Source organism: Mesorhizobium sp. WSM4871 (assembly GCF_055811295.1).
On the sequence record NZ_JBVVPU010000028.1, the window covers coordinates 12,697 to 32,521 of the forward strand.

20 protein-coding genes, 1 tRNA gene and 3 pseudogenes are annotated in these 19,825 nt (G+C 61.2%); 13 read left to right on the plus strand and 11 right to left on the minus strand.

Annotated elements, in window-relative coordinates; translation table 11 throughout:
* The first annotated feature begins 2 nt into the window (after positions 1–2).
* From AC0L2H_RS31465 to AC0L2H_RS31480, 4 genes are read left to right on the plus strand one after another with little or no spacing between them, the layout of a single operon-like run.
* Positions 3–1,580 (plus strand): ABC transporter ATP-binding protein, encoded by a 1,578-nt coding sequence (locus AC0L2H_RS31465; RefSeq protein WP_473593605.1) that lies wholly within the window; start codon positions 3–5, stop codon positions 1,578–1,580.
* Positions 1,577–2,689, plus strand: a complete 1,113-nt coding sequence (locus AC0L2H_RS31470) for an ABC transporter permease (RefSeq protein ID WP_473593606.1) — start codon at positions 1,577–1,579, stop codon at positions 2,687–2,689. The genes AC0L2H_RS31465 and AC0L2H_RS31470 overlap by 4 nt, the downstream gene beginning before the upstream one ends.
* Entirely contained in the window at positions 2,689–3,609 is a 921-nt protein-coding gene (locus tag AC0L2H_RS31475; RefSeq protein ID WP_473593607.1) for an ABC transporter permease, read from the plus strand. The genes AC0L2H_RS31470 and AC0L2H_RS31475 overlap by 1 nt, the downstream gene beginning before the upstream one ends.
* Positions 3,610–3,659: 50 nt before the next feature.
* Complete coding sequence (locus tag AC0L2H_RS31480) at positions 3,660–4,727, plus strand: BMP family ABC transporter substrate-binding protein (RefSeq protein WP_473593608.1); 1,068 nt, start codon at positions 3,660–3,662, stop codon at positions 4,725–4,727.
* An 85-nt stretch (positions 4,728–4,812) separates the two neighbouring features.
* Here AC0L2H_RS31480 and rimO read toward each other — a convergent pair whose 3' ends face one another.
* From rimO to AC0L2H_RS31500, 4 genes are all read right to left on the minus strand, one after another.
* Positions 4,813–6,129, minus strand: coding sequence for a 30S ribosomal protein S12 methylthiotransferase RimO (gene rimO / locus AC0L2H_RS31485; protein WP_473593609.1), 1,317 nt, complete (start codon positions 6,127–6,129; stop codon positions 4,813–4,815).
* 100 nt (positions 6,130–6,229) lie between these two features.
* Positions 6,230–6,889: a TerC family protein gene (locus AC0L2H_RS31490; RefSeq protein WP_473593610.1), complete on the minus strand. Its 660-nt coding sequence runs from the start codon at positions 6,887–6,889 to the stop codon at positions 6,230–6,232.
* Positions 6,890–7,085: 196 nt separating this feature from the next.
* The gene (locus tag AC0L2H_RS31495; protein WP_473593611.1) at positions 7,086–7,493 is read right to left on the minus strand and encodes a DUF930 domain-containing protein; all 408 of its coding nucleotides are present in this window, start codon (positions 7,491–7,493) and stop codon (positions 7,086–7,088) included.
* Between the two features lie 65 nt (positions 7,494–7,558).
* On the minus strand, positions 7,559–8,272 hold the full coding sequence (locus tag AC0L2H_RS31500; protein WP_473593612.1) for a TetR/AcrR family transcriptional regulator: 714 nt from the start codon (positions 8,270–8,272) through the stop codon (positions 7,559–7,561).
* A 39-nt stretch (positions 8,273–8,311) separates the two neighbouring features.
* On the opposite strand from AC0L2H_RS31500, the gene AC0L2H_RS31505 reads away from it, so the two are divergent.
* The 5 genes and pseudogenes from AC0L2H_RS31505 to AC0L2H_RS31525 form a co-directional block, all read left to right on the plus strand.
* Positions 8,312–9,691, plus strand: coding sequence for a hypothetical protein (locus AC0L2H_RS31505; protein WP_473593613.1), 1,380 nt, complete (start codon positions 8,312–8,314; stop codon positions 9,689–9,691).
* Between the two features lie 317 nt (positions 9,692–10,008).
* The gene (locus AC0L2H_RS31510) at positions 10,009–10,839 is read left to right on the plus strand and encodes a DUF6597 domain-containing transcriptional factor (protein ID WP_473593614.1); all 831 of its coding nucleotides are present in this window, start codon (positions 10,009–10,011) and stop codon (positions 10,837–10,839) included.
* A 67-nt stretch (positions 10,840–10,906) separates the two neighbouring features.
* Entirely contained in the window at positions 10,907–11,305 is a 399-nt protein-coding gene (locus AC0L2H_RS31515; protein ID WP_473593615.1) for an SRPBCC family protein, read from the plus strand.
* 27 nt (positions 11,306–11,332) lie between these two features.
* Entirely contained in the window at positions 11,333–11,689 is a 357-nt protein-coding gene (locus AC0L2H_RS31520) for a VOC family protein (RefSeq protein ID WP_473593616.1), read from the plus strand.
* Positions 11,690–11,694: 5 nt separating this feature from the next.
* Positions 11,695–11,865: pseudogene (locus AC0L2H_RS31525) on the plus strand (heme-binding protein); the annotation flags it as partial.
* Between the two features lie 46 nt (positions 11,866–11,911).
* On the opposite strand, the gene AC0L2H_RS31530 reads toward AC0L2H_RS31525, so the two are convergent.
* Positions 11,912–12,118: a hypothetical protein gene (locus tag AC0L2H_RS31530; protein WP_473593617.1), complete on the minus strand. Its 207-nt coding sequence runs from the start codon at positions 12,116–12,118 to the stop codon at positions 11,912–11,914.
* A 473-nt stretch (positions 12,119–12,591) separates the two neighbouring features.
* Positions 12,592–12,804: a hypothetical protein gene (locus AC0L2H_RS31535; protein WP_473593618.1), complete on the minus strand. Its 213-nt coding sequence runs from the start codon at positions 12,802–12,804 to the stop codon at positions 12,592–12,594.
* A gap of 471 nt (positions 12,805–13,275) precedes the next feature.
* On the opposite strand from AC0L2H_RS31535, the gene AC0L2H_RS31540 reads away from it, so the two are divergent.
* Positions 13,276–13,578 (plus strand): hypothetical protein, encoded by a 303-nt coding sequence (locus tag AC0L2H_RS31540; protein WP_473593619.1) that lies wholly within the window; start codon positions 13,276–13,278, stop codon positions 13,576–13,578.
* 124 nt (positions 13,579–13,702) lie between these two features.
* Here AC0L2H_RS31540 and AC0L2H_RS31545 read toward each other — a convergent pair whose 3' ends face one another.
* The 4 genes and pseudogenes from AC0L2H_RS31545 to AC0L2H_RS31560 form a co-directional block, all read right to left on the minus strand.
* Positions 13,703–13,897, minus strand: a complete 195-nt coding sequence (locus AC0L2H_RS31545; RefSeq protein WP_473593620.1) for a hypothetical protein — start codon at positions 13,895–13,897, stop codon at positions 13,703–13,705.
* A 113-nt stretch (positions 13,898–14,010) separates the two neighbouring features.
* Positions 14,011–14,220 carry a DUF2934 domain-containing protein gene (locus AC0L2H_RS31550; protein WP_473593625.1) on the minus strand — a complete coding sequence of 70 codons (210 nt, stop codon included), beginning with the start codon at positions 14,218–14,220 and terminating at the stop codon, positions 14,011–14,013.
* A 24-nt stretch (positions 14,221–14,244) separates the two neighbouring features.
* Positions 14,245–14,430, minus strand: a pseudogene (locus AC0L2H_RS31555) (hypothetical protein); the annotation flags it as partial.
* A 451-nt stretch (positions 14,431–14,881) separates the two neighbouring features.
* Entirely contained in the window at positions 14,882–15,526 is a 645-nt protein-coding gene (locus AC0L2H_RS31560) for a hydrolase (RefSeq protein ID WP_473593621.1), read from the minus strand.
* A 154-nt stretch (positions 15,527–15,680) separates the two neighbouring features.
* Here AC0L2H_RS31560 and AC0L2H_RS31565 point away from each other — a divergent pair, with 154 nt between their 5' ends.
* Positions 15,681–16,568, plus strand: coding sequence for a LysR family transcriptional regulator (locus AC0L2H_RS31565; RefSeq protein WP_473593622.1), 888 nt, complete (start codon positions 15,681–15,683; stop codon positions 16,566–16,568).
* Between the two features lie 133 nt (positions 16,569–16,701).
* Here AC0L2H_RS31565 and AC0L2H_RS31570 read toward each other — a convergent pair.
* Positions 16,702–16,791: transfer RNA gene (locus tag AC0L2H_RS31570), tRNA-Ser, on the minus strand.
* A gap of 617 nt (positions 16,792–17,408) precedes the next feature.
* Between AC0L2H_RS31570 and AC0L2H_RS31575 the strand changes: the two genes are divergently transcribed.
* Both AC0L2H_RS31575 and AC0L2H_RS31580 read left to right on the plus strand, forming a co-directional pair.
* Positions 17,409–18,641, plus strand: a complete 1,233-nt coding sequence (locus tag AC0L2H_RS31575; protein WP_473593623.1) for a septal ring lytic transglycosylase RlpA family protein — start codon at positions 17,409–17,411, stop codon at positions 18,639–18,641.
* A 119-nt stretch (positions 18,642–18,760) separates the two neighbouring features.
* Positions 18,761–19,750: pseudogene (locus AC0L2H_RS31580) on the plus strand (D-alanyl-D-alanine carboxypeptidase family protein); the annotation flags it as partial.
* Positions 19,751–19,825: the final 75 nt, after the last annotated feature.

The window sequence follows — 19,825 nt, forward strand, 5'->3', positions numbered from 1 at the left end:
AGATGGGAGGCACTGTGAGTGCAAATCAGGACGGCGCAAACCTGCTGGAGGTTCGTGGCCTTACCAAAATATTCGGCACGCTGACAGCGTGCGACCATGTCGATCTCAACATCACCAAGGGCGAAATCCACGCGCTGCTCGGCGAGAACGGCGCCGGCAAGTCGACGCTGGTCAAGATGCTTTTCGGATCGCTGGAGCCCAATTCGGGCGAGATCTTCTGGAACGGCCAGGTGGTCCGGATCGCCAATCCCGGCTTTGCTAAGAAGCTCGGCATCGGCATGGTGTTCCAGCATTTCTCGCTGTTCGAGGCGCTGACGGCTGCCGAGAACATTGCGCTGTCGCTGGATGACGGTTCGCCCATCAGCACGATCGCTGCCAAGGCGAGGGCGCTTTCCTACAGCTATGGCCTGCCGCTCGATCCGGAATCGCTGGTCGGCGATCTCTCTGTTGGCGAGCGCCAGCGCATCGAGATCATCCGCTGCCTGTTGCAAATGCCACAGCTCATCATCCTCGACGAGCCGACATCCGTGCTGACGCCGCAGGAAGCCGACAAGCTGTTCGAGACGCTCGAACGACTGCGCTCGGAGGGCAAGTCGATCCTCTACATTTCGCACCGGCTGGAAGAGGTCAAGCGCATCTGCGACCGCGCCACTGTGCTGCGCCACGGCAAGGTGGTCGGCCATTGCAACCCGCGCGAGGAAACCGCCGCGTCGCTGGCGCGCATGATGGTCGGCAATGAAGTCAAGGCCGTGGTGCGTGCCCCGGCCGAGGGTATCGAGACCGCGCAACCGCTGCTGGAGATACGCGCGCTCAGCCGCAAGCCGGCAACGCCGTTTTCAATCCCGTTGAAAAACATCAACCTCAATGTGCGCGCCGGCGAAGTGATCGGCATCGCGGGCGTCGCCGGCAACGGCCAGGGCGAGTTCTTCGAATCCGTCTCCGGCGAAGTGCTGCAGCAGGATACGGCCTCGGTGCGCATCCGCGGCAAGGACGCCGGCGGCCTCGGCATCACCGGCCGGCGGCTGATGGGTGCCGCCTTCGTGCCCGAAGAACGGCTCGGCCATGGCGCGGCACCCCGCATGAAGCTTTCGGAGAACCTGCTGCTGTCGCGCCATGCCACCGATGGCAAAGTCTTCGTCGGCAAAGGCGGCATGGTTAAAAGCGAGGCGATCTACAGCGCCGCCCAGCGCATCATCAAGGCAATGGATGTGCGCAAGAGCGCGCCCGATCCGGAGGCGGCAGCGCTTTCGGGCGGCAATCTGCAGAAATTCATCGTCGGCCGCGAGCTCGACCGCAGACCCGGGGTCATGGTCGTCAACCAGCCGACCTGGGGGGTCGACGCCGGTGCGGCCGCCCATATTCGCCAGGCGCTGATCGAGCTGGCGCGCAGCGGCTCGGCGGTGCTGGTCATCAGCCAGGATCTGGACGAACTGTTCGAGATATCGGACTCGATCGCGGTCATGCACAATGGCGAACTGTCCAGGCCGCTGCCGATTGCCGAGGCCACCTTCGAAAAGATCGGACTGCTGATGGGCGGCGCCGAGCCCGGTCACGCCGAACACACTCTGGAGACGGCATGATGCGCCTCGAACTCGTCAAACGCCCGCAGCGCTCGGCGCTGTTCTCGGCGCTGTCGCCCTTCATAGCATTCGTGTTGACGATCATCGCAGGCGCCATCATGTTCGCTCTGCTCGGCGTCAACCCCTTGAATGCATTTGAGATTTACTTCATCGAACCGATCAGCCAGGTCTGGCAATTGCATGAGCTGGCGATCAAGGCAGCACCCTTGATCCTGATCGCGGTCGGCCTGTCGGTCTGCTACAGGACCAATATCTGGAATATCGGCGCCGAGGGCCAGTTCATCCTTGGCGGCATTGTCGGCTCGATGATCCCGGTGCTGTTTCCGCAGTTCGAAGGGCCGCTGGTACTGCCGCTGATGCTTTTGCTCGGCATGGTCGGCGGCGCCGCCTATGGGGCGGTCCCGGCCTTTTTGAAGACACGCTTCGGCACCAACGAGATCCTGACCAGCCTGATGCTGGTCTATGTCGCCCAGCTCTTCCTCGACTGGCTGGTGCGTGGTCCCTGGCGAGACCCGCAGGGCCATGGTTTCCCGCAGACGGTGCAGTTCAACGACTCGGCGATCCTGCCGGAATTGATGCCGGATTCCGGGCGGGCAAACTGGGGTTTCGTCTTCGCGCTGGTCGCGGCTGTGCTGATCTGGATCTTGATGAGCCGGATGCTGAAGGGCTTCGAGGTCCGTGTGCTCGGCTCGAGCCCGAGGGCAGGGCGCTTTGCCGGCTTCGGCTTGAACCGCATGGTGTTCTTCGCCTTCCTGCTGTCGGGGGCGCTGGCCGGGCTTGCCGGCATCTCGGAAGTCTCGGGCGCCATCGGCCAGCTGCAGCCGGTGATCTCGCCCGGCTATGGCTTCACCGCCATCATCGTGGCGTTTCTCGGCCGGCTCAATCCGCTCGGCATCGTCGCCGCCGGGCTGGTGCTGGCGCTGACCTATCTCGGCGGCGAGGCGGTGCAAAGTGCGCTCGGCATCTCCGACAAGGTGGCGCGGGTGTTCCAGGGCATGCTTTTGTTCTTCGTCCTCGGCTGCGACACGCTCATCCATTACCGCATTCGCCTGATCGGCTTTGCCGCTCCCAAACTCGAAGCCGCACCGAAACTGGAAGAGGCCCGCTGATGGACATCACCGTCAACATCCTTCTGACCATCGCCACCGCGGCGACGCCGCTCTTGATCGCAGCGATCGGTGAGCTGGTGGTCGAACGCTCCGGCGTGCTCAATCTCGGCGTCGAAGGCATGATGATCATGGGTGCCGTCGGCGGCTTCGGCGCCGGCTATCTCACCGGGTCGCCGTGGATCGGCCTCCTGGCGGCGATCGCGCTCGGTGCGCTGTTTTCGCTGCTCTTCGCCGTCATGACGCTGTCTCTGGCCACCAATCAGGTGGCGACCGGCCTGTCGCTGACGCTGCTCGGCCTCGGCCTGTCCGGCATGATGGGCACCAGCTTTGTCGGCCAACCCGGTCAGCGGCTGCCCAATCTCGACATTCCCGGCCTGACCTCGCTTCCCGTCGTCGGCAGGCTGCTGTTCGGTCAGGATCCGATCTTCTACATCTCGATCGCGCTCACCGCCGCCGTCATGTGGTTCCTGTTCAGGACCCGTACCGGGCTCACCTTGCGCTCGATCGGCGACAGCCACACATCGGCGCACGCACTTGGCATCCATGTCATCCGCTACCGCTATCTCGCGGTGATCTTCGGCGGCGCCTGCGCCGGCCTTGCTGGCGGCCATCTGTCGCTGGTCTACACGCCGCAATGGGTGGAGAACATGACCGCCGGGCGCGGCTGGATCGCGCTGGCGCTGGTCGTGTTCGCTTCCTGGCGGCCATGGCGGGTGCTGGCCGGCGCCTACATCTTCGGCGCGGTCTGGATTGGCCAGCTCCACGCACAGGCTTTTGGCATTCCGGTTCCCTCGCAACTGCTTTCTTCGCTGCCCTATCTGGCAACCGTGGTGGTTCTCGTTCTAATCTCGCGCAACAAGCGTCTGACGATGATGAACACGCCGGCTTCCCTGGGGCAGCCATTCGTTCCGGATCGTTGACAACAATAAAAGACGGGAAGCTCCAAGGCTTAACTCAGAGAGGTAACACAATGAAAAAACTGCTTATTGCCCTGATGACGACGACCGCCGCGTTGTCATTGGCGGCGACCGCCGAAGCCCAGGAAAAGCTGAAGGCGTGCTGGGTCTATACCGGCCCGATCGGCGATTTCGGCTATTCCTATCAGCATGACCAGGGCCGTCTGGAAGTGGAGAAGGCACTCGGCGACAAGGTCGAGACCGCCTATCTCGAAAACGTCTCCGAAGGCCCCGATGCCGATCGCGCCTTCGAGCGCCTGGCGCGTGAAGGCTGCAAGATCATCTTCGGCACATCCTTCGGCTTCATGGACCCGGAGGTGAAGGTCGCCAAGAAATTCCCCAAAGTCATGTTCGAGCATGCCACCGGCTACAAGACGGCGGACAATCTCGGCATCTACAATGCGCGTTTCTATGAAGGCCGCTACGTGCTCGGCCAGATCGCGGCCAAGGAATCGAAGGCCGGCGTGGCCGGCTACATCGTTTCCTTCCCGATTCCCGAAGTGGTGATGGGCATCAATTCCTTCATGCTCGGCGCCCAGTCGATCAACCCGAACTTCAAGGCCAAGATCGTCTGGGTCAACTCCTGGTTCGATCCGGGCAAGGAGGCCGACGCCGCCAAGGCCCTGTTCGACCAGGGCGCCGACATCATCGTCCAGCACACCGACTCGACCGCTGCCCTGCAAGTCGCCGAAGAGCGCGGTCTGAAAGGGTTCGGTCAGTCTTCGGATATGATCAAGTTCGCTCCCAAGGCGCAGTTGACCTCGATCGTTGACGATTGGGGACCGTATTATATCAGCCGGGTGAAGGCCGCGCTCGACGGCACATGGAAGCCCGGCAATGTCTGGCTGGGCATCAAGGACGGCGCCGTAAAAATGGCCGCTTACACCAACATGCCTGACGACGTTAAGGCGATGGCACAAGCCACGGAGAAGAAGATCGTCGACGGATGGAACCCCTTCACCGGGCCGATTGCCAAACAGGACGGCACACCGTGGCTGAAGGACGGCGAAGTCGCCGACGACGCCACGCTGCTCGGCATGAATTTCTATATCAAGGGCGTCGACGACAAGCTGCCGCAGTAAGCAGCACAAGACATCAAACGGAAAGGGCGCCGCGCGGCGCCCTTTCTTGTTTGATGTTTCGGTGCGGCCGGTCGATGGCGGTCGTTCAGACGGCCGTGCCGTAGAGATCATAGGCGTCGGCGCGGTCGATCTTGACGGTGACGATGTCACCGGCGCGCATCGGCCGCCGCGACTGGATATGCACCGAGCCGTCGATCTCCGGCGCGTCGTATTTGGTGCGGCCCTTGGCCGAATTGCCATGCGCCTCGTCGATCAGGACTGGCAGGCGCTTGCCGACCCTCCTGGCGAGCTGCGCTGCCGAAATCTTCTGCTGGCGCTGCATGAAGCGGTGCCAGCGCGCTTCCTTGATCTCCTGCGGCACCTGTTCAAGGCCGAGCTCGTTGGAGCGGGCGCCCCTGACCGGCTCGTATTTGAAACAGCCGGCGCGGTCGATTTTTGCCTCATCCAGCCAGTCGAGCAGCATCTGGAAATCATCTTCGGTCTCGCCGGGAAAGCCGACGATGAAGGTGGAACGGATGGCAAGGTCCGGGCAGGTCTCGCGCCAGCCGCGAATGCGCTCCAGCGTCTTTTCGCCATGCGCCGGCCGGCGCATGTTCTTCAGCACCTGCGGCGAGGCGTGCTGGAAGGGAATGTCCAGATAGGGAAGGATCTTGCCCTCGGCCATCAGCGGGATGACGTCAGCGACATGCGGATAGGGGTAGACATAATGCATGCGCACCCAGATGCCGAGCTTGCCCAGTTCTTCCGACAGGTCGAGGAATTTCGCCCGCACCTCGCGATCGCCGAACATCGACGTCTGGAACTTGATGTCGATGCCGTAGGCGCTGGTGTCCTGCGAGATGACGAGGAGCTCCTTGACGCCGGCCTTGGCCAGTTTCTCGGCCTCGCGCAACACATCCGCCGCCGGCCGTGAGACGAGATCGCCCCGCAGTGCGGGGATGATGCAGAAGGTACAGCGATTGTTGCAGCCTTCCGAAATCTTGAGATAGGCGTAGTGGCGCGGCGTCAGCTTGACACCCTGCGGCGGCAGGAGATCGATATAGGGGTCGTGGCTCGGCGGCGCCGCCTCATGCACGGCGGCCATCACGCTCTCATAGGCCTGCGGGCCGGTGATGGCGAGAACGTTGGGGTGTTTTTCGCGAATGACGTCCGGTTCGGCGCCGAGACAGCCGGTGACGATGACCCTGCCATTCTCCGAAAGAGCGGAACCGATGGCGTCGAGCGACTCGTCGCGGGCGGAATCGAGGAAGCCGCAGGTGTTGACGACGACCAGATCGGCACCGTCATGCTTGCGCGCGATCTCGTAGCCCTCGGCGCGCAGGCGGGTGATGATGCGCTCCGAATCCACAAGGGCCTTCGGGCATCCAAGACTGACGAAACTGACGCGAGGCGCTGCGGACATGAAGGACTTTCCGGGTTTCTGGATTGCCGGCGCATTACCACACTTATTGCGGCATTGGTATGGTCGCGCGGCAACCGCGAAAGCGGCGGGACGGTGGGCGTCAGCCGACGGCGTTGTTCACATGCGGCCAGACTTCCAGCGCGCCGCGATAGATCATGTCGACAGCGACATAAAGGATGATCAGCAGACCGACATAGGCGATCCAGCGATGGCGGTGCAGCAGCCTGGCAATGAAGGTCGCGGCCAGGCCCATCAGCGCGATCGACAGCACAAGGCCGATGATCAGCACGGAGAAATGGTCGCGCGCCGCACCGGCGACCGCCAGCACATTGTCGAGCGACATCGAGACGTCGGCGACGACGATCTGCAGCGCCGCTTGGCCGAGCGTCTTGCGCTGCGCCTTGCCGGCCACGAGACTATCCTGGTCGAGATCGGAATTCGAGAGCGCTTCGGTCGCTTCGTGCTCATCGGCATGCGAGGTGCGCAGCTCGCGCCACATTTTCCAGCAAACCCACAGAAGCAGAATGCCGCCGGCCAGCAACAGCCCGACAATGGCGAGCAATTGGACGGTGACGGCGGCAAAACCGATGCGCAGCACCGTTGCCGCCAGCACGCCGATGAGGATAGCCTTCTTGCGCTGTTCGGTCGGGAGGCCGGCCGCGGCAAGGCCGATAACGATGGCGTTGTCTCCCGCCAGCACGAGGTCGATGGCGATAACCTGGAGCAGGGCCGAGAAGCCCGCGGCGGTAAAAATTTCCATCAACTGGACGTTCCTCGCTCTTCGCCGATCGTTTGCGTCGAGTGTCCGCCTACGTGCATGGTTCGAACGCGTCAAGAGACTGGTTGGGCGAATCCGGAATTGGGATCATTCCGAAGCGAACGCAGGGCGCCAACCAAGAACTCAAAATATCACCATTAGCGCCTTGAATTCCCTATTATTTCTCTGATTCTCAAGTCTAGTCGTAGAGATTGTATTTCGCCCAATCGGCTTCGGGAATCTCGTCGCCGATCCGATAGCGAAAATCCAGAACCCGCATGTGGTCGGGCGCCGTCTGGCACTTGAATTTCAGCCGGTACCACTGCCCCTTGCTGCGAAAGGCAGCCCCAGGACTCCTGATTGCATCGGTGCCCATTTCGGGTGTCGCAAACGCGTAAGCGACGACGCGGTCGGCTTTGTATTTGCGATCGTCGTGGCTGATCCGGTCGAGCACCTCAGCGTCGCATCGCTGTTCGAGCCGGGTTTGCGGGTCGAGCTTCAACAGGCCTGCGCGCAGGGCGCTGTCCATGGCATTGGCCGGCAAAGCCAGCGTTGCTGATGCCAGGACCGTTAGACACAGCTTCTTCATGGCCGGGAGAAGCACCATATTTCGGCGGAAAAATCAACGCCTCGGTCATCACGACGCATGTTACCGCTAGCCAGACCGCCCGCTCACAGTGCTTGCCTTAAACGAGGGGTGAAGAGCAGTTTCAGATAGGTCCGGAACAGCATGATTTGCGCCGGCAGTGCACTCGGCTCATTCAACGCCTTGGACAGAATGATACCTCCTTCGGCCACGCCCATGACCATGTCGGCGAGGGCGCCCATGTCGACCGGCTCGTTAGGAGGGTATAACGCGCGGATATCCTCGATCATTGCGAGAAACCTGGCACGCCAGCCCAGGATTGCAGAACGATTCAACTCGCGAACCTCGGTATTGAACATCCTGTCCTGATAGGCGGTCGTGGCGACCAGGCAGCCGGGGTGCGCCTGCGGCAAATTCTCGAACAGTTCAGCGAGCATTTTCAGGCCGATCAGCATGGCATGCAGTGGATCGTCATTGAGTTCGCGCGCCCTGCCGAACAAGTCGTCGAAAATGCGATCCTCTTCCTTGATGTAGCGACTAATCAACGCCTGCGCCAAAGCGTTCTTGTCGGCAAAATGGTAGAAAAATCCGCCCTTGGATATATCTACGGCCGCGACGATTTCCTCGATCGACGTCGCTTCGAAACCTTTCAGCAGGACAGCGTCCTGGGCGACGTCCATAATGCGCTGGCGCGTCGAACTCCCGCGTATATTTGTGCTCAAGGCATAACCCGCTTTCTGGACCGTCAGTACAAAATCTTGCGACGGCGGCGGGCAGGCATGCCGGCTGCGGCGGCGCATCCGCGAGCTGAAGTCCGATGCGCATCAGGAGACAGATCAATGTTCGACCAAACCCGTAGAAACGTACTGGGTGCATCCGTGATTGGTGCAAGTGGCCTGCTGGGCGGTATCGCGTCCGGCGCCACTCCGGTGAACCAGCAGAACGGCGTCAGAACAGCCCCGGAGCGCGGCCTTGCGCAAGTCGCTACCTTTCCGCTGCTCCAAGCGATTCACGGCCGCCGCTCGCGGCGTTTTGCGAAAGGCGCATCCATTCCGGACGGTCCTCTTGCCTATACGTCAAAACATCCTGCGACGCCGATCACCGAGATCGAAAAGATGCTGCTCTTGAGCACGGTAGCGGGCAATACAGGATGGGCAAATCTCATTCCGCACAACAAAAGCTACGCCCCAAAAATGCCGAACTATGCGGGCGCCGCCGCTGGCCGCACATTTCCGTCTTCGGCAGGGTTTCACACATCGGAGATCTTCTTCACCGACGACACCGGAGTCTATTTCCTGCCGACGCGGGACATGGCGTCTATCGTGCCGGTCGGGGGCGAGATTGACTTGGACGCGTATCTCGGGGCGCACCGGTCGCGCATCGTCAAACTGGCGGATCAACGGCTAAACGTCCCGCGCTTTCCCGAGCACATGGAGATGCACAACGAGTGGTGCGGCAATGTTCCCGGCAGCACGCTGATTATTCCTGTCGCGGATCTCGCCCAGCACATGGTGCTCACGCTTTGCTACCTCGTTCAGAACGGAGCCTGCGTCTACGACGACGTCAATGGCCGGCCAATCCCGGGGCTGGAGAACTTCGCCGGGCTGGTGGATCTGCAGAATCCGTATCCGCTGACCTTCGTAGAACAGCTGGCTCTCACCGAAGTCACCGTTGAAACCTCGACGGCCTGCTACGCAGGTGCCCTAATGCTACAAGCACTTGGTCTCGGTGGCTGGATGTACGATGGCCTCAATCCATTCACGGTTCAAGGCGCCAGCGGCGATCCTGCCGTTCCCGGTCTCGGGTTCCGGTTCGACATGATCCCCGGAAAACCATTGCCCCATGTGACCGGACTGCCGGGCGTGTTCGAAGCGCACTGCCCGCCGCATTTTCCGGACATGCGCGCTGCCGTTGAAGCGGTGGTCGAGCGCAAGTTCGGCAAGGGCGGGCCGTTCCATGGCGAGACAAAGGGCCCCTACAAGCACTCGGAGACAGTCCGCACCAGCGCCGCGCCGATGGGAACGGAGTTCGTCAACTGCGTGGCCGTGATGGCCCAGTATATATACGATACTTTCGGCAGATTCCCGGCCACCGTGCCGGCGATCTTCAACCTGATGTATCTCCAGGCGCATCGGCTCGACACAGAGTTCTACGACACGCATTTCGCACCGGGCGCGTACCTTAGGACACACGCGGAGCACGACAGCAATTGGGGCTGAGACCGTTCCGTTGTGCCGCTCTTTCACAACTTGAGCCCCGATATTCCGATCAACGCGAAGCGAGGCCGAAGTCGAACCCTTCGGTCGTTGGAACCTCTATGTCACTCAAGTTCCCTCTATCACAAGGTCGCGGCGTGTTTCGGGATGCAGCCAAGGTCAAATCGCGATACATGGCCTGAACTCGCGCCAGGCACAGGAATAGTAAAAGCCATGCCGTGCGGCAATTGGCAGTTGTGCCGCGGGAGGAGAGAACCGACCACAAATGGCCGATCAGGCTGGGGTTAGGGTTGATGCAAGCCGCCGCGGCAATAGATTAGATGCCAGAGCCGAAGAACGACTGCCGAAAGTATTCCTCACGGGAGAGGCTCGTGACGTCTGATGCCGACACAGCCGTCCTTTCTGGGGCGATTGGGGACTACCGCGAGTTCGATCCCGCGGCCGCTCTCGAAAGACATTTCCAGTGTGTCTGGTCCAATGCGGTGCGACCGGATGCAGGGAGCTTGTCGGCCGTCGTCCCGGACGGCTGCGTCGACATCACCTGGATCGACGGCGAGCTGATCGTCGCCGGCCCCGACGTTGCCGTTGCTCTCTCAGCGCTGACACCTGGTCGCACCGTGATCGGCGCGCGCTTCCGGCCAGGTGCGGCAAGCCGCTGGCTCGGCCTGCCAATGTCGGAGATCGTCGGCGGCCGGGTGGCGCTCGGCCATTTCTGGGGAACGCAGGCACGCGAGATCGCCCGCAGAATTGGCGATGCGTCTTCCACGATAGAACGGATGCGGGCGATGGAGGGGGCACTCTCCAGACGCGCGCCCGATATCGAGCCGCCGCCTCCGGACATGGGATTTGCCTTCAACGCACTGAAGACCGAATCAGCCGGTCCAGGCATGGCGGTGATCCTCGACCGGCTGGATGTCAGCCCGCGAACGCTGCGCCGCCGCTGCCAGGAGGCTTTCGGCTATGGGCCGAAGACGCTCGATCGCATTCTCCGCTTTCAGCGGTTCCTGAGCCTGGCGCGACAGTCCGGCGGTGAGCGCCTTGCCGGTCTGGCCTTCGAAGCAGGCTATAGCGACCAGGCCCATCTCACCCGCGAGGTGCGGCGCCTGTCAGGTTTTTCGCCCGCGGCGGTTCTGCGGCAGTACGGCGCCTGACTGGCCGTTTTGTTCAATACGCCACCGTGACGTCAGCCTAATCTGCCTTCGTCGGAAGGAGGCAGATATGACCATCTACAAATCCCGCATCATCACCGTGTCCATCGACCGGGACTGGCGCGAAGTCTACGACTTCGCCTCCATCCCGGAGAACTTCCAGCGATGGGCGGCAGGTCTCGGCAGGCGCTTCGAGCAATCGGGCGAAGAATGGACGGCGGAGGATCCGGACGGCCGGCTCATCCGCATCCGTTTCTCCCGGCCCAACGAATTCGGTGTCCTCGATCACATCGTCTTTGCCGAGGACAAGGAAACCCGCAATGCGGTGCGCGTGGTTCAAAACGGGACCGGCGCGGAGGTGATGTTCACGCTTCTGAAGACGCCTGACGTGACGGAGGAGGTATTCGCCGCCGACGCCGTCGCGGTGGAGCGCGACCTCCAAGCCTTGAAAGCATTGCTCGAACGCTGAGCATCAAACTCACGAAAGGAGACGATCATGGCCAAATCCAGCAACGACAAACGCATCGATTATGTCGAGTTTTCCGTCGCCGACATCGCACGCTCGCGCGACTTCTACGGCAAGGCCTTCGACTGGTCATTCAAGGACTATGGACCGGGCTATTGCGAGTTCAACGACGGCCGCCTGACCGGCGGCTTCGCTCTCGGTGGCCAGGGCAAGGCGGTCGGCGGTCCGCTGGTGATCCTCTATGCCGACAGGCTTGACGACATCCAGCGCCGCGTCGAGGAGGCCGGCGGCAAGATCGTCAAGCCGGCCTACTCCTTCCCGGGCGGCCGCCGCTTCCATTTCTCCGATCCCGACGGCTACGAGCTGGCGGTGTGGTCGGAGAGGTGAGGGGGACCAGCGCCGCGGCGAAGAATGTTCAGGAAAACCCCGGCGCTGTCCCATTGGTCGGCATACCGGGGTTTCTTGTGCTTGCCGGGGGCGTGCCCATCAAAATCGGCGATGAGACCATTGGCGCGGTTGGGATCGGCGGCGCTCCGGGTGGAAACCTCGACGAGGAATGCGCCGAGAAGGCAACCGTTGTCGAGGTGCCCGTGCTTGGCAAACAGCCAATCAAAACGCGCCTTGGGGGGCCAGTTGCTTGTGCTTTTCGAAGATCGCCATCTTGTGCGGATAGGTGATCCGCACCTTGGCGTTGCAGCCGTCACATCTGATGTGCGCGATCGTTCTCAGCGCGGAGCCCTTCCTTACCGTCGGATGCGAACAATCCGGACAACCGAATGTGAGCGCGATATCGGACAAGTTTTCGGCTAAACCCATTTCCATCTCCTTCGCAGCGCCTGACGACATCATTCAAAGCCGCCCCGTGTGAAACTGATATGAAGGCGCTCACACAATGGCCGAAGAAGCTCGCTTTCCCGCAATCAGCGAGCCCAACTCTGGTGAGTCTCACTGTGCAATTCAGATGCCAATCAGATTGTGCCAAAACGGGACGAGGCCACGGCGAGAACGAGGAGACCAGCGCAGGGGAGGTCGGCTGCAGGGGAGGTCGGCTGCAGGATTGCCAAGCCGGCTTACCGCGCCGCTTCCATTTCTCAAATCCGGACGGCTATGAGTTGGCGGTTTTTTGGAAGATTGAAAAGATGAAAGAGGCGCCGGCCGGCACCTCTTTCGAACAGTCTGGACGAGCCATCGAGCTTGTGACGCTCTTGGGTCGCAACCAAAGAGTCCCGGCCCACGTCAACGCCCGCGGGATGGGGCGGTCAGTCAGGGCTTGCTTCGTGTTGAAGCGCCTATTCTGCCGCTTTCGCGTCCTCGTTTTTGAGGACCGGCGTGTCGGCAGTTGTGGCGGTATCGGCAGTTGCCGGCGTATTGCTGTTCGCGATGCTTGCCACTTTGGTTTGCTGGTCGACCGAAGCCGTTGTTTTGGTGTGGCCAACACATTCCGCCGCGGCGCCGGACACGGAAAGGCCTAGGGCGGCGGCGACTAATATAGTGGTCTTCATCTGTGGCTCCTGGCTTTGTGAGAGTGCACCACAGAGTAACGCCATATCCCCGGTTCGAAAAATCAACTTTTTCGTACCGCTCACGACGGAGCAGGCTGGGAACCTTTGGCGCCATTAGTCCGGAATGTTCGGTAGCCATGAGCTATACGGGGAAGACATGGCCCGAAGCGCTTGGCATTTCAGCGCTTTTCATTGTGGTAGACTGCGGGCTGCCAGTAAATTCGGTTGGGTTTCGGGTTCGGCACCACTTTGGCGAAATTCTTCTTGGCCGCCAGCATCACTCGCCTGTCGTATTCTTGAACTCCCGATTGCCCTATCGGCTATGGAACTGGCGCAACGCCAGCACGCGCGCAAGTTTTGCCGTCTCCTCCAATCAAGTGATGACCGGAAGCGACTTCGCTGTAACGTAGCGGAAGGTATGCCCGATAAGGTGAGGAATGCCTGTTACAAGGCACTCGGAGGAAGAGCTTCATGAGCAACATCCCTATAGTCGAACCGTTTTGCGTCTCCGACACCTTCGTCACCGGCGCCGGCCCACTCCAGTTCATGGGCGACAATCTCAGGCTGACCTTGTTTGTGGCGCAGCGCTTTAGCTACGACGGCGACAGTGATGGCCCGGAGAACGCCGTGGTGGCGAAGCTTGTCGGGAGCCGAGCCGACATGCTGCAGATCGCTGCCGCTATCGTGCGAGGCTGCAACGCGGAAGGAACGCCACTCGAGAAGGTGACGGAGAGCTTTGAGACATTCCTGGATGCGCCGAAAGGTCGCCACTGACCAACCCGGCAAATTTGCCGCAGGAAGCGATCGCACAGATTGGAATAGCAATTAAACAGGTAGTTATACGAATCTGGCGGAGGGCGTGTCTTCCAAGCCCGCGTCCGCCGTGTTTGCCGCCGTGTCAGAAAGGTGTTGATGGACCCGATCGCGGGGTATGAACCTCGCTCCCGAGCACACCCAAGGTTTCGATCACCACCGCCATCGACGACATCAAGATCGCGATATCGCTCTCTCTTTCGGTAGACGACAGTTCCGTGGCCCTCTTGTGCAGCCTTACGCTCAACAGCTTCAATCGTTCGCGCAGCTCGTCATCCATTGGTCACCTCCGCACGGATTTCAGGATAGATAGCCATGGCGCGGATACTCTGGACAAGCGGCGGCGCACAGGGATTTTGAACATGGCAATCTCCAGGATTATTCGAGGAAAAATCATTTCTTGTTGATTGGCTTAGGCCGTCGGGTCTCGAGGACTTCAACGTTCTTCGAATGCTTGGCTGGTGCTGGACCGTCTCCAGCATTCCGACGCGTATCGGCTGCCTCTTCGACTTCGATTTCGTGCCTGGCTTGATGCCAGTGATCCTCATGGCTGCCATGCTCCCGTCCGCTTTTCTCCCAAATGTCATATGCGCGTTCCCTGATGCGCTCGTCTCGGGAATTTCCTCCCGTCGCGGTAGCATCTGAGAGATTGCGTTTGTCGGGGTCACTGAGATTTTCACCCGCGGCATCTCGATCAACATCGGGATTATCCTTAGCGGGCAGATAGCCTGGTGGCCTCGACTCAGGAGCGCCTTCCCAGCGTGGCCATTGATCTGTAGTGCCGGGCGCGCCGTCCTTTGGATGGTTGCTCATTTCGCATCTCCTCATTTCCCATGCGTCAGAACTTCGTTGCCGAGATGAAGTTCCGTCCGAATCGAAGATTGGCAGCCGCTGCCTTGGCCGCGGCTGGAGGCGCCGGCGGCTTACGAGCCCGAAGAAGAGGCTAAGACTATGGGGTCGAAGAGCGCCGCAGCCCAGGCGGCATCATCATTCCAGACGTTAGGAACCAAGGTGGGAACGCCAGCGCTCCAAGTAAGAAAATGTGATTAAAACAATTGTCTACTGAACTATCTGGCGGAGGGAGTGGGATTCGAGAAGGTGACGAAGAGCTTTGAAACGTTCCTGGATCCGCCGAAGGGTCGTCGCTGACCAACCCGGCAAACTTGCCGCATGAAGCGAAATCGATAGAAGGCTTCCCTGCGAGGTGAGGGCGGTGAGGGCCGGCAAACGCCCCTCACCAAAATGCTCGCCATGCCAGCCGGGATCAGCCCGCTACTGGCGTGTTGAGAAGCTGCTGCTCCCAAAGATACGCGATGCCGCTGCCGCCGAAGTGCTGGATGAGAATCTCGGTCAGGTCCTCGACATGCTCGGTGCGCGCCCAATCGCGTTGCCATTCGCCAGCGAGCGCCATCACGGTCATCACGTTCGCGCCGGCCGCGATCATTCGCTGGATGGCAACTTCGTGAGACTCCGTCGAAATCCCGCCCGACGCGTCGGTGATCACGGTCACGTCCCAGCCTTCGCCGGCGGCCTGGATCACAGGCATTGCGACGCAGACCTCGGTCCACAGGCCGGCGATGATCAGCTGCTTGCGGCCGGTTGCCTTGACGACATTCACCACATTCTCGTCCTGCCAGGTGTTCACCCAGGTGCGGTCGATGACTTCCTGGTCCGGAAATACGTCGGTGACCTGCTTAAAGAGAAGTCCGCCGCGCGCCGCGATCACGCTGGTGAGAATGGTCGGAACATTGAAGGCTTTTGCCAGCTTCGCCAGCGCGGTCGTGTTGTTGACCACCATGTGCGGGTCGTGGCTGTTCAGGTTTGCGAGCTGATAAGGTTGGTGATCGATCAGAACGAGGACCGAGTCTTCAGGACGAAGAAGCGAATCGAGGCCGTTACGAGGGGTCATCAAGACTTCCTTTCTCTGCCGCCATGGACGGCGATGGGTTCATTGGAGACATGCGCCAACGGGCGACGTTGCCTGGGGACAATTTGCTGTTCCTTCTGGTGATGCGGTAGTGCCATAGTCAGGCAAGCTGTGTCGCGAAACGAGGAACGCCGAATTGGACATCGAAGATCTACAGACATTCGTCGCGGTGGCCGATGCAGGGGGCGTATCGGCCGCCGCGCGCCGGCTCGGCATCTCCAAATCGATCGTCAGTCGGCGGCTCTTTCGGGTTGAAGCGGAGCTTGGCGTCCAGCTTCTTGCACGAACGACCCGCGGCGCTGCGCTCACAGAAGCGGGAATCACGTTCAGAGACCATGCGGCCCGAGCCAGCGCCGAGATCGATGCGGCCAGGGAAACGATCCTCCCCGCCGGGGAACTGCGCGGCCGCCTGAGAGTTGCCATGCCGCTTTCTTTTGGCCCAACCCACTTTGCCCCCGTGCTTGCGGAAATGGCACAACACCACCCGCAGCTCCACATCCATACCTCCTACAGCGATCGCTTCGTCGATCTAATCGCCGAAGGTTTCGATTGCGCGATCCGGGTTGGTTATCTTCAGGACTCCAACCTGATCGCGAAGCGCGTCGGGCCGATCCACGGAAAGCTTGTCGCAAGCCCGGATTATATCAAAGCGCACGGTTCACCGGAGACGGTAGAGCAGCTCGTCAACCATCAGGCCCTCATGCAAGGAACGGAAGCCTGGCAGTTCATGGATGGCGACAAGATCGTCACGGCTCAGCCGCAGGGCAGGTTCAAGGCCGACAACGCTACGGCGCTTGCCGCTGCCGCGGCGGCAGGACTCGGCATCGCCTGGCTCCCCGATTGCATCACATACGAATATGTGGCCTCCGGCGCGCTCGTTCCGGTGATGACACGCTATCCGGTACCTCCGGGGGCCGTATATGTCGTACGCCCGCCGGGTCAGCACCCCACGCGGAAAGTGCGGGTCCTCATCGAAATGCTGATCGAATGCTTCGCACGAAATCCAGACGTTTGGGGCGTGTAACGACCAGCGCATACCTCGCCGCGGTCGGATAGCGCAGCGATTTCCTGACGCCATTTACATGCGGCAATCGGCGGAGATTGGTTCCTCGATTGAGCTGGTATAGCAGGTGATTTGTGAGGCAATCGGCGGCCTTTGGCGGAGGGAGTGGGATTCGAACCCACGGTGGGCTTGCACCCACGCCGGTTTTCAAGACCGGTGCCTTAAACCGCTCGGCCATCCCTCCATCGTGATTTTCAATCACTTGGATGCGCATGATCTGTTCTGGTGTTTGCTCGGCGCTGCCGCACCCTGAGACAATTCGCGCGTCATTGCTCTAGTGCGCCCAGCAAAGCCCTGTCAACCGGCCGCGGCTCTCCGCCGGCGGCAAAGTATGCCGGCCGATTGACAATATGGCGCAAGACTGGCCAACTCGCGGAGCGTTTTCAACTTTCGGGGAATCCATGAAGAAGACATACGAGAAGCCAATCCTGATAAAGCGCGGAAGGCTGTCGCACATAACGGCACAGGAAGTTCCATCAGAGCCGCTGCCGGGCTGACCGACGCCGAGTATCCGAGATTATACAGCGGATTTCAGCCCTTCGTATTGATAGCGAAGAGCGCGCTGTGATGTGGCCATGGCCGCGCCGGTCGAAAAGCGGTGGCTTTTCATACCGATCGCCTTGCCGGTTGGTGCCACAATCTTGCCCGGTTCCGACCACAATCGGTTAATACGCTGATAAAGAATTCCTGCGCACAAGGGGAATGGAATCAGGGCATCGCTGGCATTTGTCGAGCGGGTGCTTTGGCTCCTGGGTTAGGGTCATAGTGCGCCTGTCGAGACTGTAGGGGGACATCAAAGAAATGCAGCCTGTGGCGCGCCCACATTTCCGTCGCGCTTCCGCTTTCGTGTTGCTGGCTTTGTCCGGTGCCTTGCTGGCAGCCTGCGCGTCGCCGGAACCAAAGGCGATGGTCAACACCAAGAAGCCCCGCTCGAAGGAATATTTCTCCGAGGCCGAATATGGCGTGAAGGCCAGCCCGCGCGTCACCTTCAAGATGTCGGGCCTGCAGCGTGGCGGCGGCCGCGACCAGCTTGGCAAGCCCTATCAGGTTCGCGGCAAGTGGTACTATCCGAAGGAGGACAGGGGCTATGCCAAGGTGGGTCTAGCCTCCTGGTATGGCGAAGCCTTCCACGGCCGGCTGACTGCCAATGGCGAAGTCTATGACATGACGCATCTGACTGGCGCGCATCCGACGATGCCGCTGCCAAGCTATGCGCGGGTCACCAACATGAAGACCGGCAGCTCGGTTATCGTGCGGGTCAACGATCGCGGTCCCTACCATGACGGGCGCATCATTGACGTGTCGAAGCGCGCCGCCGAAATGCTCGACTATGCCAATGGCGGCACGGCCAAGGTGAAGGTGGAATATGTCGGGCGGGCGCCGCTCGACGGCAATGACGATCAGTATCTAATGGCGTCCTACCATCCCGGCAACAGAGCGCCGGATCCATCCGACGGCCTGCCGACCGGCGTGATGATCGCCATGAATGGACCGTCGCCGAGCCTGCCGGCAGGCACGGCCGCCGTGCCGTTTCCTGGTCAACTGACGAATTCGGGAGCGCAGCCTGTTGTGTCGGCGCAGGCGCCGGCCTTCGGCGACCTGACCTTGCCCGACTTCGGGCCGATCGTGCCGGAGCGCCCGGAGATCAATCCGCAATCGCCATTCACCGTGGCGTCGCTGTCTTACGCGGATGAGCGCGTGGAGCGCGCGTCCAACGCCTTTGCCGCACTGGATGGCGACGGCATGTCGCCTGCCGAAATCCTCCAGTCGTGGAAGCGGGGTAACCCGGAAGCGCCGTCGGCCGGTTCGCCGACGGAGTATGTCGCGGCGGGCTCGTTCGAGGATGCTGCCGAGGCGAAACGCGTGGCGGCACAGCTTTCCGGCTTCGGCAAGACCGAAATCCAGCGCTCCGAACTCGACGGCGAGGACTGGTATTCGGTCAATCTCTACCCTGACGGCCATGGCAGCCTGGATGAGATGCTGCAGGCGGCGTGGTCGCATGGTGCGCCTGATGCGCTCGCCGTGCGGAACTGACCGGCAAGGCCTGGTTTTCCGTGGTTGCCCGGGTTTCCGTGGTTGATTGTGCCGCCGGGGAAAAGCCTGATAGCTTGTAGGGCCTGCCCTGAAATGCCGGCTGACGGGTCGAACCTCTGATGAAATCTCGCCACGCTTGGCCTTTTGCCGGGCTCCCTTTTGCTGGGCTTTTGGGTCTTGGCCTGCTGCTGGTTTCGCTGGCGCCGGCGGCGGCGCAGCTTTTCGAAACCGAGGCCGCACAGGCGTTCATGATCGATGCCGAAACCGGCACGGTGCTGTTTGCCAAGGATGCCGACAGGCCATTCCCACCGGCTTCGCTGGCCAAGCTGATGACGATGGAAGTGGTGTTCAACGCCATCAAATCGAGGCGCGCGACGCTCGACGATACATTTGTAGTCAGCGAGCACGCCTGGCGCACGGGCGGTGCGCCGTCTGGAACCTCGACCATGTTCGCCAAGCTCAAATCGGCGATCCGGCTGGAGGATTTGATCCAGGGCGTGACGGTCCAGGCAGCCAATGACGGCTGCATTATCATCGCCGAAGGCCTCGCCGGATCGGAGGCGAATTTCGCGGCGCAGATGACCGAACGGGCCAGGCAGATCGGTCTCACCAAATCGACATTCGTCAATTCGACCGGTCTGCCGGCCGACGGTCAGCAAACGACGGTTCGCGAACTTGCGCTGCTGGCCTTGCATATCTGGCGCGATTACCCGGATCTCTATCGCTACTACGGGCAGAAGGATTTCACCTGGAACAAGATCCTGCAGAGGAACCGCAACCCGCTGCTGGCGATGGATATCGGCGCCGACGGCCTGGCGGTCGGCGCCAGCCAGACCGGCGGTTTCGGCATTGTCGGCTCGATCAACCAGAACGGCAGGCGGTTGATCGCGGCGATGAGCGGTCTGGCCAGCGACCGCGAGCGTGCCGAGGAGGCGCGAAAGCTGCTCGACTGGGGCATGCGCTCCTTCCAGAAGACCGAGATTTTTGCGGGAGGTGAGGTGGTCGGCGAGGCCCAGGTTTTCGGCGGCGCCAAATCCGGCGTGGCGCTGAAGGCGAAGGGCCCGGTGACGATCTTCCTGCCGACCGCCAACGGCAACAAGGTGACCGCTAGTGGATTGATTCCAACGCTTGGTGCCCGCGTTTGACTGCTGCAATGATCTCATTGGGGTCTGCTTTCCAGACGA